This is a genomic window from Vibrio sp. JZG120 (assembly GCF_053890955.1).
This window is the reverse complement of the sequence record NZ_JBSRRK010000005.1, coordinates 479,185-494,210: the sequence shown is the minus strand read 5'-3', so window position 1 is coordinate 494,210 and position 15,026 is coordinate 479,185. Positions and strand designations below refer to the sequence as shown.

General features: G+C 44.3%; 16 protein-coding genes and 1 other annotated feature. Of the genes, 4 read left to right on the top strand and 12 right to left on the bottom strand.

Annotated elements, in window-relative coordinates; all coding sequences use genetic code 11:
• Positions 1-15: 15 nt before the first annotated feature.
• Entirely contained in the window at positions 16-1,449 is a 1,434-nt protein-coding gene (locus ACWPOD_RS13780) for an alanine/glycine:cation symporter family protein (protein WP_005396293.1), read from the bottom strand.
• Between the two features lie 721 nt (positions 1,450-2,170).
• Here ACWPOD_RS13780 and ACWPOD_RS13775 point away from each other — a divergent pair.
• The gene (locus ACWPOD_RS13775; RefSeq protein WP_005396294.1) at positions 2,171-2,356 is read left to right on the top strand and encodes a DUF3545 family protein; all 186 of its coding nucleotides are present in this window, start codon (positions 2,171-2,173) and stop codon (positions 2,354-2,356) included.
• A gap of 234 nt (positions 2,357-2,590) precedes the next feature.
• On the opposite strand, the gene ACWPOD_RS13770 is transcribed toward ACWPOD_RS13775, so the two are convergent.
• The 3 genes from ACWPOD_RS13770 to nfo all read right to left on the bottom strand — a co-directional run bounded on the left by ACWPOD_RS13770 (position 2,591) and on the right by nfo (position 5,106).
• Positions 2,591-3,142: a hemerythrin domain-containing protein gene (locus ACWPOD_RS13770; RefSeq protein WP_005396296.1), complete on the bottom strand. Its 552-nt coding sequence runs from the start codon at positions 3,140-3,142 to the stop codon at positions 2,591-2,593.
• 112 nt (positions 3,143-3,254) lie between these two features.
• Positions 3,255-3,935 carry a uracil-DNA glycosylase gene (gene ung / locus ACWPOD_RS13765; RefSeq protein ID WP_005396298.1) on the bottom strand — a complete coding sequence of 227 codons (681 nt, stop codon included), beginning with the start codon at positions 3,933-3,935 and terminating at the stop codon, positions 3,255-3,257.
• 283 nt (positions 3,936-4,218) lie between these two features.
• Positions 4,219-5,106: a deoxyribonuclease IV gene (gene nfo, locus ACWPOD_RS13760; RefSeq protein WP_046873969.1), complete on the bottom strand. Its 888-nt coding sequence runs from the start codon at positions 5,104-5,106 to the stop codon at positions 4,219-4,221.
• A gap of 326 nt (positions 5,107-5,432) precedes the next feature.
• On the opposite strand from nfo, the gene grcA reads away from it, so the two are divergent.
• Entirely contained in the window at positions 5,433-5,810 is a 378-nt protein-coding gene (gene grcA / locus ACWPOD_RS13755; protein ID WP_005381814.1) for an autonomous glycyl radical cofactor GrcA, read from the top strand.
• Between the two features lie 92 nt (positions 5,811-5,902).
• Here grcA and ACWPOD_RS13750 read toward each other — a convergent pair whose 3' ends face one another.
• The 5 genes from ACWPOD_RS13750 to thrL form a co-directional block, all read right to left on the bottom strand.
• The gene (locus ACWPOD_RS13750; protein WP_046873970.1) at positions 5,903-6,562 is read right to left on the bottom strand and encodes an NADPH-dependent FMN reductase; all 660 of its coding nucleotides are present in this window, start codon (positions 6,560-6,562) and stop codon (positions 5,903-5,905) included.
• Positions 6,563-6,677: 115 nt separating this feature from the next.
• Complete coding sequence (gene thrC, locus ACWPOD_RS13745; RefSeq protein ID WP_109168792.1) at positions 6,678-7,958, bottom strand: threonine synthase; 1,281 nt, start codon at positions 7,956-7,958, stop codon at positions 6,678-6,680.
• Positions 7,955-8,911, bottom strand: coding sequence for a homoserine kinase (gene thrB / locus ACWPOD_RS13740; protein WP_456231955.1), 957 nt, complete (start codon positions 8,909-8,911; stop codon positions 7,955-7,957). Before thrB ends, thrC begins: the two co-directional genes overlap by 4 nt.
• 20 nt (positions 8,912-8,931) lie before the next feature.
• The gene (gene thrA / locus ACWPOD_RS13735) at positions 8,932-11,391 is read right to left on the bottom strand and encodes a bifunctional aspartate kinase/homoserine dehydrogenase I (protein WP_047009098.1); all 2,460 of its coding nucleotides are present in this window, start codon (positions 11,389-11,391) and stop codon (positions 8,932-8,934) included.
• A 53-nt stretch (positions 11,392-11,444) separates the two neighbouring features.
• Positions 11,445-11,564: a sequence feature (Thr leader region), on the bottom strand.
• Positions 11,500-11,577 carry a thr operon leader peptide gene (thrL, locus tag ACWPOD_RS13730; RefSeq protein ID WP_074192076.1) on the bottom strand — a complete coding sequence of 26 codons (78 nt, stop codon included), beginning with the start codon at positions 11,575-11,577 and terminating at the stop codon, positions 11,500-11,502. Its footprint overlaps the feature before it by 65 nt.
• 425 nt (positions 11,578-12,002) lie before the next feature.
• Between thrL and ACWPOD_RS13725 the strand changes: the two genes are divergently transcribed.
• Complete coding sequence (locus ACWPOD_RS13725) at positions 12,003-12,473, top strand: hypothetical protein (RefSeq protein ID WP_047009097.1); 471 nt, start codon at positions 12,003-12,005, stop codon at positions 12,471-12,473.
• Here ACWPOD_RS13725 and ACWPOD_RS13720 read toward each other — a convergent pair.
• Both ACWPOD_RS13720 and ACWPOD_RS13715 read right to left on the bottom strand, forming a co-directional pair.
• A complete protein-coding gene (locus tag ACWPOD_RS13720) occupies positions 12,470-12,952 on the bottom strand; it encodes a putative 4-hydroxy-4-methyl-2-oxoglutarate aldolase (protein ID WP_005396309.1) in 483 nt (160 codons plus the stop codon). The two genes, ACWPOD_RS13725 and ACWPOD_RS13720, sit on opposite strands and share 4 nt — an antisense overlap.
• Before the next feature lie 55 nt (positions 12,953-13,007).
• Positions 13,008-13,415 (bottom strand): DUF3293 domain-containing protein, encoded by a 408-nt coding sequence (locus ACWPOD_RS13715; RefSeq protein WP_031780532.1) that lies wholly within the window; start codon positions 13,413-13,415, stop codon positions 13,008-13,010.
• Between the two features lie 361 nt (positions 13,416-13,776).
• Between ACWPOD_RS13715 and arcA the strand changes: the two genes are divergently transcribed.
• Positions 13,777-14,493: a two-component system response regulator ArcA gene (gene arcA, locus ACWPOD_RS13710; protein ID WP_005381824.1), complete on the top strand. Its 717-nt coding sequence runs from the start codon at positions 13,777-13,779 to the stop codon at positions 14,491-14,493.
• Between the two features lie 83 nt (positions 14,494-14,576).
• On the opposite strand, the gene ACWPOD_RS13705 is transcribed toward arcA, so the two are convergent.
• Positions 14,577-15,026: a putative periplasmic lipoprotein gene (locus tag ACWPOD_RS13705; RefSeq protein WP_006742686.1), complete on the bottom strand. Its 450-nt coding sequence runs from the start codon at positions 15,024-15,026 to the stop codon at positions 14,577-14,579.

Genomic DNA, 15,026 nt, shown 5'->3' with positions numbered 1-15,026 from the left:
TGAGTGATAGCTCACTTAGTCTTTTTTATCGTTGTACCAAATGCCCTCTTCAAGCTGAGATTTCAGCTCAGGGAAGTCATTCGCATCAAACGTTGGTACTTTACCTTCACCAAGTTGGCGGTTGTAATCTTTTGCTAGCTTAATCACGATGCCAGATAGCAAGATGATTGCCACCAAGTTGACTATCGCCATCAGCCCCATCGAAACATCAGCAAGTGACCATACGACTGGGAGCGAAGCAAGTGCACCAAACATCACCATACCAAGAACAACAACGCGGAAAATGCTTAGGCCCGCCTTGTGGTTGTGCTCTAGGAAGATTAGGTTCGTTTCTGCGTACGAGTAGTTCGCGATGATTGATGTAAATGCAAAGAAGAAGATTGCCACGGCAACAAAGATGCCACCCCAATCACCAACTTGCGAGCTCAATGCACGCTGAGTTAGCTCGATACCCGTCACTTCTGTTGCTTGACCGACATACTCACCTGACATCAGGATGATAGCCACTGTCGCTGAACAGATAACGATCGTATCCATAAATACACCTAGCATCTGAACATAACCTTGAGATGCAGGGTGTGGCGGGTAAGGCGTTGCTGAAGCCGCCGCGTTTGGCGCAGAACCCATACCCGCTTCGTTCGAGAATAGACCGCGTTTAATACCGTTAATCATTGCCTGTGCAATCGCGTAGCCAAGACCACCAGCCGCCGCTTCTTGCAGACCAAATGCACTCTTAAAGATAAGCATTAATACATCAGGTAGCTTCTCTAGATTAGAGAACATGATGAACAGTGCTAGAGCCAAGTAAAGCAGCGCCATGATCGGAACGATCATCTCTGCGACTTTTGCGATACGCTTGATACCACCGAAAATTACAATCGCAGACAGTACTACAACCGCGATACCAACGTACAGGTCACTCCAACCAAATGCGGTGCTCATTGCATTTGCAATTGAGTTAGCTTGTACGGCGTTGAATACCAAACCAAAAGCGATGATTAGGAAAACTGAGAACAATACGCCCATCCAACGCATGCCCAGGCCTTTTTCCATGTAGTAGGCAGGACCACCACGGTAGTTGCCATCATCATCTTTGGTTTTGTATAGCTGCGCCAGAGTACTCTCTGCAAACGACGTTGCCATACCAAGCATTGCGATCAGCCACATCCAGAAGATCGCGCCAGGACCACCTGCAGTCAATGCAACTGCAACGCCCGCCATGTTACCTGTACCAACACGTGCAGCAAGACTAGTACAAAGCGCTTGGAAAGAAGAAATACCAGCTTTGTCTGCTTTACGACTGTTCTTAAGAACAGAGAACATGTGGCCGAAATGGCGGAACTGAATGAACCCTAATCGAACGGTGAAGTAAATACCAACACCAACAAGAAGATAAACCAGAATCGAACCCCAAAGGAGATCGTTCATCAAATTGATTAAGTCTGTCATGTGTACCTCAAAGTGAGTTGCGCCGGTCTATGCGTCCAAGCCATCCACCAAATTGCCTGCTAAGTGTCAAAGTGTGCTTAGCTTTTTAAGTAATGTTTATGGGCAATCTAGAATCGTAAACGTCGCTTCATGCATCCATTTTACGTACCAGCGTATTTTTTGACGGGCGGATAATGCAACCTAGGAGCGCAAAAATCAATATGCAATCATGATAATAACATTGTTATTTTTCACTATAAAGTCACCAAAAAATAACATAAATGGAAGACTTAACACCCATAAACCGCAACATTTCAATTACCAAATGCCAACATAAATAATTATCGCCCACCAAACAGAACGCAGACCCATATAATTAAGGCCAAGCTAGTATTCACAAGGTGTTACATAAATTTGCTCTAGTGCCTTACCATCTAATTGAACACTATTTCATCAAACTGGTTTTATGCAACTTTGACCTTTGCACTGTCTCCCCACTCGCCAAGTCGAATTAACATTGAAAATCTCTCTATTTAATCGTTTTCTTGAGATCGTTTGTGCATTTTTTAGCCACCACATTGCCATGAAAAGTGTGATTTTGAGAATATTTTTGCACGAAAATGTCATGCTACCGACACAAATGCGAAATATATCATGGTTATTCTCACGGCTATTGTGGTACTTAAAAAACTCCACAAGGACTGGTTACAACAGTTTAGCTTAAGAAAGGTAAAGGTGGCTTATGGAAGGCTTTCAACTAGATGACATTTTTAATCTGGATACTACCTCAACAACCAAATCTCGTGCCAAACCAGTAAAGCGAAAGTGGCGTGAAATAGAAGAGATGAACGACAGGCGCAATTTGCTTAAAGAGCTACGCGAACTTGATGCCTGTACCGACTACAACTTGGAAGACATTAAACTCTAATTCAAACAAAAGGCACCTTAAGGGTGCCTTTTGTTTTTGTTTACAGTAACGGTAAACGACTTGAGTTTAAGCGCCAGGATTTGAGTATGAGTACCGTTATTACTCAATAGGAATTTTCCTGTCTTTTGGTTGAGAAGCGCAAAAGATAAATTTGCGTCCAATTCTCAATAAATAAGAAATGCAGCTAACAAACCCGAGTGATACTTTCGCTCACTCAGGTTTTATCGCACACACTTAAACATACTCAGCATCACTTTGACGCACACGTTCAGCTAACTGTTTATAACGATCGGCGATGGTGTCACCAAAAACTGGGTCATCTTCACTGACGCTCCATAAGCTTTCAACATGCTGCCAATCCTCGGTAGTGAACAGCTCCTCAATGAGAGGCAGGATTTTTCGTTCCTCTAACTCCAAGTGACGTCTTTGTGATTCAATGAAATCCTCTAGGTGGGCCACAAACATGTCTTGAGGCACAACAGCATCCTGCAGGATCATCTCTATCAAGGAAGCAAACTCTTTGGTTTTACTTGCTAGCTCTTGGTGTTCTTTCTCTAAGTTTTCCATGGTCTGTTGCTTACCATAGTGCTCCAGAAAGTGGTGATAGAGAATATCTTCTTTCGGATGGTGAACTTTTTCTGAATGATTAGAGAGGTAATCAACTATCTCGCTTACTAATGCGTAGTTGATCGCACGTTCTTCTTTTATCTCATTAAGTTTATGGCGCAGTATCGCCAACAGACGAACCATATAGCCGTGTTCGCGTCGAATTCTTTCGATCATCATAGCGTCTCTCCTTAACACCTACTTTTAATAAGTGTACATGAGAAATTTGCCATCAGCCTCGAGCGTGCTCAAAAAAACAGCGATAATGGCAGCATTATCGCTGTCTCTTCTTTTATACAGTTAATGGCAAATGCCAGTTGATTGGTGCTTTTCCTTGCGAGGCAAGTAACTGGTTTGCTTGAGAGAAATGCTTACAACCAAAAAAACCTCGGTGTGCTGAGAGTGGTGATGGATGTGGTGCGGCTAACACATGATGTTTATTGCGATCAATAAAGCGCCCTTTCTTCTGAGCGTGAGAGCCCCACAATAAAAACACCACGCCTTCCTGATGCTGGTTTATCGCTTCAATCACTCGGTCAGTGAACGTTTCCCACCCCGTTTTTGAATGTGAATGCGCTTTACCTTGCTCAACCGTCAATACCGTATTGAGCAGCAATACACCTTGCTCTGCCCAGCTTTGTAAGAATCCATGCTGAGGGATTTGGAACCCTTCAATATCTTGAGCCAGCTCTTTATACATATTAACGAGTGATGGTGGCGTTTTGATTCCAGGAAGAACGGAAAAGCACAAGCCATGCGCCTGATTTGGACCATGGTATGGGTCCTGCCCCAGAATCACTACTTTAACATCGTTAAACTCGGTAAAACGAAACGCATTAAAGACATCTTTCGCTGGCGGAAAAATCGCTTTGCCTGCGGCGCGTTCTGCTTCTACAAAATTCAAAGTGTCTACAAAGTAGCTCTGTTTTTTCTCTTCGCCGATCACATCGTGCCAAGTGGGTGACTGATTCATGGAAAGTTCCTGTCCTAAATTTTGCTTCTATTCTAACGAGCGAAACCCAAACAAACAAAAACTTACCACGAACTTGAGAATAGTAATAAAAGACTAATGCTTCTGTGGCGTTCGAAAATGCCCCTGTCCTGTAATGTGACGATTAGGCATCGGCAAACGAAGCACGCGGCGGCTATATGCGTAAGAAGCAAAAGAGAGTGGTCGAGACATAGTGGCATCCTTCTTTCTTAATTCAAATTGACTTAAGTGGCTAAGAAAGAAAGGTGCCAACTCTGTGATCACATCATTGGTTATCTATCGCCGCTAGATGAAACTGACGCAGTGCGTTGATTTCTTGCTGCCAGATGTCCGGATCAATTGTTTCTAAAATCAGAGGGATACCATCAAATCGAGGGTCTTTAGCGATGTACTCAAAGCAATCCCACCCGATCTCTCCTTTGCCTAATGAGTGGTGGCGATCCACTTTGCTGGCAAACTCAACTTTTGAATCATTTAGATGCATTGCTCTTAAATAGTGCATCCCAACAATACGGTCGAATTCAGCAAAGGTATGCTCACAATCCTCTTTAGTACGCAGATCGTAACCGGCGGTAAACGTGTGGCAAGTATCGAGACATACACCAACACGTTCTTTGTCTTCCACTTGATCGATGATTTCAGCAAGATGCTCAAACTTCCAACCTAGGTTTGTACCCTGACCAGCCGTATTCTCGATTACCGCGATCACATTCGGCACCGCTTTGTGCGCAAGATTGATCGACTCTGCGATCGTCGCTAAGCACTCCTGTTCCGAGACTTTCTTTAGATGACTACCCGGATGGAAGTTAAGCAAAGTCAGCCCCAACTGATTACAACGCTCCATCTCATCAATAAATGCCGCGCGTGACTTATCCAACTTATCCGCTTCTGGTGCACCTAAATTAATTAGATAAGAGTCATGGGGAAGAATATGTTCTGCACCGAAACCCAGCATTTTACAGTTCGCTTTAAACGCACTGATGGTTTTTGCTTCTAAAGGCTTCGCCACCCACTGGCGTTGGTTTTTTGTAAATAGTGCGAACGCATTCGCGCCAATTTCGCGAGCTCTCAACGGCGCTTGGTCGACCCCACCAGCAGCAGAGACATGTGCACCAATGAGTTTATTCCCAAGCTTGTTTTTCATGTTTGTCATTTAATCACTTTAGACTTTCAGTATTGCTACCTAAATACAGATAGTTGCGTTAATCAGTTTAAACTTTAAGCTCAATTTGTAGTAAATTTACAACAAAATGAGTTATTAAATATTTTTTATATTTTCAAATAAATTGTAATTAGTTTGTTTTCAAAGGTTTTATTGATTTAACTCAACAAAATCACCTTAATAAAAATAATGTTTTTGGTTGTTTTTTGACTTAAATCAATATTAAAATAGTGGATATTAGCTATATAATACTCAGCTCAACGAAAATTCGAAAATTAACACCAATAATCACCACGTAAGTGGTCTAGGAGATAGTGATGATCCAAGGTATCCAAATTACAAAAGCGGCAAACGACGACCTACTAAACTCTATCTGGCTATTAGATAGCGAAAAAAATGAAGCTCGTTGTGTTGCTGCAACTGCTGGCTACGAAGCAGACCAAGTTATCGCAATCAGCGATCTAGGTGAATACGAAAGCCGTGAAGTAGCAATCGAAACAGCTCCTCGCATCGAAGGCGGTCAACACCTAAACGTGAACGTGCTTAAACGCGAAACACTAGAAGATGCAGTTGCACACCCAGAGAAATACCCACAGCTAACAATCCGTGTTTCTGGTTACGCAGTACGTTTCAACTCGCTAACTCCAGAGCAACAACGTGATGTCATCGCTCGTACTTTTACTGAGACGCTATAATCTCAATAAAATCGACTTACTCACATTTAAAAAGCTTGGTCTCAATGGCCAAGCTTTTTTTGTTTTTCCATGCATCTAACCGTTCTGTTCCTTTACGGAGCATTTCTCTGTGACGGATCCTTCTTAAACACTTCAGCCAGTGAGGTTGGGTCAAGCCTTTCTCTTTGTTGTGAAGCGCCTTCTGCCCACCAAATGAGTTGATGTATTGTGCGATTCATATAGCTGTCCCACTGCGTCTGCTGCAATTCATCCGCAACGACACCCTGTTCGTCAAACACTTCTTGCGCTTTCGGAATGTGAATCATCGCCGAGACAGGTAAACATCCAAGTTCAGATAAGAAGGTACGCATCGACACTGCAGCTCGAACACCACCCCATTGTCCAGCAGAATAGGTCACGATAGCACTTGGCTTATAAGAAAACAGCGAACTACCAAAATGGTTAAGCATATTAGCCAAGGCAGGACTCATCGAATGGTTATATTCCGGACTGACCATCACGTACCCATCGGCACTTTTAATTTTGTCTGCCAGTTCTCTCAAGTGGGCTGGCACTTTAGCGCGATGGTAAGCAAACTCAGGCTTAAACACGTCGTCAAAGTCGTAGTTCAATGGGTCAATGATTTCGACGGTATGTTGCGAATACTGATTCTTAAACAACGTTTCACAAGCTCTACTCACTCGCATGCCCAAGCGGGCTGGTCGTGGCGGTGTGCTGTCCCTTACTGAGCCTAGAAAAATCAAAAAATGCATGCTTCTATTTCCATCTTTAAGTTCATTTCTCAATCATAAAGAGAGTAGAGACTTACCGACAATAAAAAAGGCGAATGATTGCTCATTCACCTTTCGTCGTTCATCATTTTAATAATTACTGTACGCGGCGCAGTACTTGTTTCAATGCATCAAAGTCTGCGTCTAGCTCTTCCGATAGCAGTTCCATCGCCGCGTGCTTCGCTAGCGGTGCAGGAAGCTCGATGTCAGATTGCAGAATGTCATCCACCACTTCTTTGAACTTCGCTGGGTGCGCAGTACATAGGAACAGACCGGTTTCACCTTCTTGCAGTTGCTCTTCAAGAACGCGGTAAGCAATCGCACCGTGCGGTTCACATAGGTAGCCCAATGAGTACAGGTCTTTCACAGATTGTGCGCTTTGCTCATCTGAAACCGCGCCTTTACCTAGTGTCTCTAGGCCCCACTCTTTCACTCGGCAAAGCTCTTCGATACGCGGCCAGTTGTTCGGTTGACTCACGTCCATCGCGTTCGATGTCGTTGCAACCGTTGGTTTTGGCTCCCACTTACCTGTTTCTAGATAGCGCGGAACCGTGTCATTAGCGTTAGTTGCAGCGATAAAGCGTTTGATCGGCAGACCCAGCGCTTTTGCCAGTAGACCAGCAGTTAGGTTACCAAAGTTACCACTTGGTACAGACACAACAAGGTTTTCACGCTCTTGCTTGCTCATTTGCGCAGCTGCTTCAAAGTAGTAACAGATTTGAGCCATCAAACGGCTGATGTTGATTGAGTTTGCAGAGTTCAGGCCGATCTCTTCACGCAGTGCAGAATCATCAAAAGCTTGCTTAACCAGTGCCTGGCACGCATCGAAGTCGCCATCGATCGCGACAGTGTGAATGTTCTTGCCTAGCGTACAGAATAGCTTCTCTTGCAGTGGGCTGATCTTGCCTTTCGGGTAAAGAATCACAACGTTGATGTCTTCCATACCATAGAAAGCGTGCGCAACGGCTGCGCCAGTATCGCCAGAAGTCGCAGTCAGAATGGTGATCTTGCCACCGTCCGATACCGCCGCAAGAGATTGCGCCATAAAGCGACCGCCAAAATCTTTAAATGCCAGCGTTGGACCATGGAAAAGCTCTAACGCGTAAACACCGTCTTTGACTTGATTGATTGGCGCCGGGAATTGGAACGCTGCGTCCACAAGCGCGTTGACTTGCTCTTCCGCCAGCTCATCACCGATAAACGCTGATAAAATCTTAGTGCTACGAGAAACAAAGTCTTCTGCCAGTAGCGCATCAACGTCTTCAAACTTTGGTAATTCCGATGGGAAAAATAGACCTTGGTTACGGCCTAACCCTTGGCGAACGGCTTGGCCAAAGGAAACTTGTTCATCATTTTCTTTTATATTGTAAAGCTTCATAGCTCACTTCCTGTTACTTTCGAACCCTGCTTATCTAGACGACAAACGTGGACGAATCCTTCTTCGTTTTGTACGTAGTTCTGTTCTAACCAGCGAGCAACTCGCTCAGCGACATCTTTCTCTTTGCAAATACTGAACAGTGTTGGACCACTGCCAGAAATACCGGTTGCTAACGCACCTGCTGATGCAGCGTATTGACGTGCATTCGCAAAGCCCGGAAGCAGTTTCTCACGATACGGTTCTGCGATCACGTCTTTGATCATTTTTGCAGCTAGCTCTGGCTGACCAGAATGACACGCATGAATAAAGCCCGCAAGGTGACGACCATGAGCAATGATATCTTGTCGACGGTATTGAGATGGTAGGATCTCACGCGCTTCTGCTGTTGATACTTTGATTCCCGGATACGCCATGACCCAGTACCAATCATCAAAACAAGGCACTTCTTGACTGATGATACCAAGCTCTTCAAGCATCAACTGGACACCACCAAGGTAACACGGCGCGACGTTATCGTAGTGAATACCACCAGAGATTTTGCCTTCCATTTCCCCCATCAGTGCTAGCAGCTCAGTCTCATTCAGCGGTTGACCATGGAATCGGTTTAAGGCATCCAGCGCCGCAACGATAGAACATGCACTTGAGCCTAAACCTGAGCCTATTGGCATGTTCTTTTCTAGCGTCATTTCAAGTGGTTTTAGCTCAACACCTTTTTTATCTAGCTCGCGAGAAAACACCAGCCAACAATCGTAAACGATGTTTTCTTTTGGCTCTGTAGGCAACTTAGAGACAAAATTACCCGCAGTTTTCAGACTGAACGGCTCAGTCCCTGCCTTAACTTGCACTCTGTCACCTAGCAAGGTCCCATCCACTGGGGACACCGCCGCCCCCAACACATCAAAACCAACACTTACATTACCAATTGATGATGGGGCATAAACCACTACATCCATATCACTTGAACTCATTCTTGTTATACCCCTAGTTTCCAACCTAAAGTACGCATCACGTCAGAGAATACACCCGCAGCCGTTACCTCAGTACCTGCGCCATAGCCACGCAACACAAGTGGGATTGGCTGGTAGTAACGGCTGTAAAATGCCAGTGCGTTTTCACCGTCTTTGATTTTATACATCGGATCGTTTTCATCCACCGCAGCAATGCTTACTGTGCACTTGCCCTCGTTAATTTCACCAACGTAACGCAGTACTTTGCCTTCTTTTGCTGCTTTAGCTGATAACTCTTTGAAGTAGGCGTCCGCTTCTGGGAGACGCGCCATAAACTCATCAACACTGCCTGAATCATCAAAACCTGGCGGTAGCGCTTGGTCAACAACAACATCTTCAAGCTCTAGTGACATGCCCGCTTCACGAGCTAGGATCAACAACTTACGCGCGACATCCATACCAGACAGATCATCACGAGGATCTGGTTCAGTAAAGCCATTTTCTTTTGCGATATTCGTCGCTTCACTTAAGCTCATTCCTTCATCTAACTTACCGAAAATATAAGAAAGAGAACCGGAAAGAATACCGCTGAAGCGCTCCAGTTCATCACCTGCAGAAATCAGGTTTTGCAAGTTTTCAATAACCGGTAGGCCTGCACCTACGGTTGTTTCATACATCAATTTACGACGGGAGCTACGAGCCACATCGCGAAGCTGATGGTAGTACGCCATGCTTGCTGTGTTTGCTTTTTTGTTTGGTGTTACAACATGAAAACCTGCCGCTAGGAAGTCGGCGTATTGTTTAGCAATGTCTTCACTGGAGGTACAATCAACCAATACAGGGTTGATAATATGATTGCGTTGTACCAAAGAAATCAGACGCGCTAGGCTGAATTCTTCTGTGGCTGCTGACATACGATCACGCCAGTGCTCGAGCGGTAAGCCTTCGCTATCAAGCAAAAGACCTTTGCTGTTTGCTAAGCCACAAACTCGAATCACAATGCCTTTCTCAGCAAGTTTGACTTGTTGGCGTTCGATCTGATCCACCAGTTCGCCACCCACACCACCGACACCAACAACGAACACATCGAGGAAGTGTTTCGAGTTGAATAGGTTTTCGTGACACGCTTTGATCGCCTCAGAAATTTTGTCTTCTGGAATAACGGCAGAAATCGCACGTTCTGATGAGCCTTGTGCTATCGCCACGATGTTCACGTTCACTTCAGCAAGAGAAGAGAAGAAGCGAGAAGCCACACCGCGCGATGTGCGCATACCATCACCAACAAGCGTAATGATTGAAACATTATCAATAAACTCAACCGGTTCTAGTAAGCCATCTTTGAGTTCTAGCTCGAACGCATCTGCCAGCACTTGCTGCGCTTTCGCTTTATCTTCAGCCTCAATACAGAAGCTGATGCTGTATTCAGAAGAAGACTGAGTGATCAGAACAATAGATACACCAGCAGACGACATCGCACCGAATACACGGCTCGCCATGCCTACCATGCCTTTCATACCAGGGCCTGATACGTTAACCATGGTTAGGTCGTTAAGTGTTGTAATACCTTTGATCGCAAGATTATCTTCACCAGTATCTTGGCCGATAAGAGTACCTGCACCTTGAGGGTTAAAGCTGTTTTTGATCAGACATGGAATGTGGAATTGAGCAATAGGGGCGATGGTTTTCGGGTGCAGAACGGAAGCACCAAAATAAGAAAGCTCCATCGCTTCTTGGTAGCTTAGTGATTTAAGTAGGCGAGCATCTTCGACTAAACGTGGGTCACAGTTGTATACACCATCAACGTCGGTCCAGATTTCACAGCAGTCTGCGCGTAAACAAGCTGCAAGAACCGCTGCCGAGTAGTCAGAGCCATTACGACCCAGCGTGACAAGCTCTCCTTTTTCGTTGCCAGCTGTAAAGCCCGGCATAATGTTCACGTGGCCCTGAGGAAGGGGGTTTTGACGGAAGTTTTGCGTTGAAATATCCACATCAACCATAGCTTCAAGATGATCACCTTGGGCATACAGATACTCGACAGGATCGATCAAGCTCGCTTGTTGTCCCTTCGCCTCCAAGACGGCTTTCATCAACTGAATGGAAACACGCTCACCTTTACTGATAATGCGTGCATTTACGTTGTTTGGGCACATACCTAATAGATTGATGCCGTGAACAAATTGACGTAATTGAGATAGCGAGGTTTTCACTTGGTTATCGAAAGCTGAACCATCAATATTGGGTAGTACTGCTTGGATTTGAGTGAAGAGCGTTTTAAACGATTCATCCAACTCTTTGATTTGCAGCTCTGCTTCACCATTGCGCAACGCGCCTTCAATGACCGCAACCAACTTATTTGTTGTTTTTCCTGGGGCTGAAAGAACAACCGCCACTTCTTCTTGTTGAGCGTTATTGGCAATGATGTCTGCCGCTCTTAAAAAGCGATCTGCATCAGCTAGTGATGAACCGCCAAACTTCAATACTCGCATCCCTTCCTCCGGTATATCTTCTCAAACTTGTCTAAATTCTGGATAAAAAAGCATAAAAAAAGGCCTGTATCTTGTTGGATACAGGCCTTTTTTGTGAATTTCTTTCGCTCAGCAGCCTGCCCCAACATGCGTCGTGTCGGTAATAATAATGGTCGTGGTCATTACTACTAGGCTGTTAGATGGCATAAATAAATATTCAACGTTAATTGTGTTTGCTTAACTCTACGTTTACCGAGTTTCCGATTCATAGTCAACAAAAAATTGTTTGTTTTTCAGTCTTACAGCGATTTCTGCTAAGCAATCTTATTGATATTTAAAGCTAATTGGATGTTATTGCTCGTTAGGAAATCTGTCGCTTATTTTTGTAGGGGGCTCATCCCATCGTCATCAGTCTCACTTTTTACTCCATAACTAGTCTGATCTTCGTCATAAAGCGTAAGATCAAATTATGAAAGGGAGTTGTTGACACTTAACAACAACTTAACTGTGACCTATGTTCACAGGATCGAATTATTTAGAAAATAGGTGAGCTAGCTTTCATATTCTATGCTTTAATAGTGAGAAGCTTTGGGCACATACTAATAAAAAAGTTGACACAAGGAGTGGTGAGCATGAAAAGAGGGCTTTTTCTGTTGCTGTTTTTTGTGTCTGGCGTTTGTCTAGCAAACGAGCTTCCGCCTCTTCCAGGCAAAGCATCCCCTTCTCCTCATAAACTATTTATTTCCAGCGACAGCTATCAATCTGACAGTTTCGATGTTTGGAATATCGACACGGGTTATGCGTACGAACTCTTTGACTCAGTAGACGTTTACGTCGGTGCACGAGTCAACAACTCTCCAACCCAAAACCAAAGCGGTTTTTTGAGTGGGATCAGCTATCACTTCAATGATCGTGTCACACTAAAAAGTACGGTTCGCTCTTACAAGAATGAGACTGCGGAAGGTATTCGCCAAGAAGACAGCAGCCTCGCAGCTGAAGTTTCAAGTCGCGTAAAAATCACCGATAAACTGGATCTTCACGCGACTCTTGATTACCAAGATTGGCAACAAGGTATTGAGGTAGGTTTAGGCTTTCGTTTTTAGAAATCTAATTTTTGCTTTGAAATCAACACACCATTCCAATCAGCGTACACATAATGCTTCGGCTGCACGATTTGGTTTTGCATCGTTAAAGTCACATTGACCTCTCCCATACCTCGCTTCTCTGTCTTAAACGGATTGGTACCAAGTGCTTGCACGCCAATGTCCATCTGAGATATTTGTGCTACGTCGCGTATTGCACCATAGACAATAATGCCTTCCCACCCATTTTCTATTCCGAGTATTGCTAATTGATCGCCAAGCAATGCTTTCTGACACGAACCATGTCCGTCAACAATCAATACTTTCCCCGTTCCATCTTCGCCCAGTACTTCACGTACTTTTGAGTTGTCGTGATAGCAACGCACTGTGACAATTTCTCCGTAAAAAGCGGTGCGTTGACCAAAGTTCTGCAGTGGCAAAGTAAGCAGGGTAACTTGGTCTTCAAATTGGTCACAAATATCGGGTGTAATGTCTCTCATATTTCCTCCGTGAATTTTCTCACCCAAGCAGTGCTTCGGTGAGTAGTATCCTTTCCTATACGAGTCGAGGCTTAAGGGAGCCTAACTTATGCAACACTTTCGGCTGTGAGCACGCAATAAGGTAAAGTTGATCATCAATGACGTAGTAAATCGCGTTTTGTTGAAAGTCATTCGCCAATGCGACCGCCGCCTCTGGTGATAACTCGACGGCAAAGCTTTCCTCATACCATGTAAAAGAACTGTCACCTACTGTGATAGGCGCGTAATTAACGTGCTGTAGTAGCGTTTCTAATGCTTGATTGCTTATGCAGTTCTCTTCTTTGGACCGCAAATTACTGTATGGGTTCCAAGCGGTTATCACAGCGTAGTTTGAAACGCACCACTCGGCCTCGAATCTGAAAAAAGATTCTGAATAAGCATTCCATAACGATGCGTCTATGTTCGTATTACTTTTTTCTATCATAAGTCTTAAACGATTAATAACAGTTACATTTCATCAATTGATATAAATCAACAAACTGAATGGAATTAACATTTGAGCATTGTTAGCATGCTGTTAACAATATAAAATCCGCTCCATATCTTAGGGTGTTTACGTTTCAGGCCCCACAGAAAGCAGGAAATGAAAGGTAAACAAGCCCTTTAGAATAAACGTCGCCATTGGATACTGGTGAGTTGGCAAAATTCCATGGAGGGCGGATAACTGAAAGAAGTGTTTTTTTGATCAACTTGATTTATTATCAAAATCACATTACCTGTATGTTATATTTTTGCCTAGAATTTATTCTATTAGCACAATTTTGTCACAAATTTAGGTACCGCCAATGCAAACCCCGCAGATTCTTATCGTTGAAGATGAGCAAGTAACTCGTAACACTCTTAAGAGTATTTTTGAAGCAGAGGGATACGCTGTTTTTGAAGCCAGTGACGGTGAAGAGATGCACCAAGTGTTGTCTGACAACTCAGTCAACTTGGTTATTATGGACATTAATCTTCCAGGCAAGAATGGCCTTCTGTTAGCGCGTGAACTACGCGAACAAGCGAACATTGCTTTAATGTTCCTGACAGGCCGTGACAATGAAGTGGACAAGATCCTAGGTCTTGAGATTGGTGCAGATGACTACATCACTAAACCATTCAACCCACGTGAACTGACTATTCGTGCTCGCAACCTACTTAGCCGCTCAATGAGCTCTAACGCGGTGCAAGAAGAGAAACGCTCAGTAGAAAAGTATGAATTCAATGGTTGGGTACTGGACATCAACAGCCGCTCTCTAGTAAGCCCTGCTGGTGATAGCTACAAGCTCCCTCGCTCTGAGTTCCGAGCTCTACTGCACTTCTGTGAGAACCCAGGTAAGATTCAAACTCGTGCCGATCTTCTTAAGAAGATGACTGGCCGTGAACTTAAGCCGCATGACCGTACTGTAGACGTAACGATTCGTCGTATTCGTAAACACTTTGAGTCTGTTTCAGGTACTCCTGAAATCATCGCGACTATCCACGGCGAAGGTTACCGCTTCTGTGGCGATCTAGAAGACTAATTGAATCGCTAATACGCAAAGGGCTTGCTCATTGAGCAAGCCCTTTTATTTTGGGGTTAGCAATTAGCGGACAATCACTGAATCTAATAAACCTTGTTAATCTTCACGTACTTTTCCACTAACCAGCGCTGTTTACCTGCGTCGTCTAAAAGTACCGCGATATCAACCGATTTTTCTGTGTCCGCGTCTACCTGAGACGTGAAGGCTACTTCCCATTGGCTCTCACTATGAGTTCGAGTTTCTAAAGAGTCTTCATCCACCCACCACTCTTTTTCCCCTTGCTTGATGATAAGCGCTTCGGCAGTCAGGTTGGCTGGGAGTAACTGGTCTCCTTCAAGGTAAAGTGATCCTTGAATGCTTTGCTCTTGTACTTCCCCAACGGTCGGCATCAGGTTCACCCATAAGTTACTTTTAAGCTCGACATTCACCTGGTTAATCGTAATCTGACTGTTTTGTTGCCAGTTCACACTTGGAACGGAACTGCAGCCAGCCATCAATGCTATAACCAACGCCAACGGTGCGATTTTTTTCAT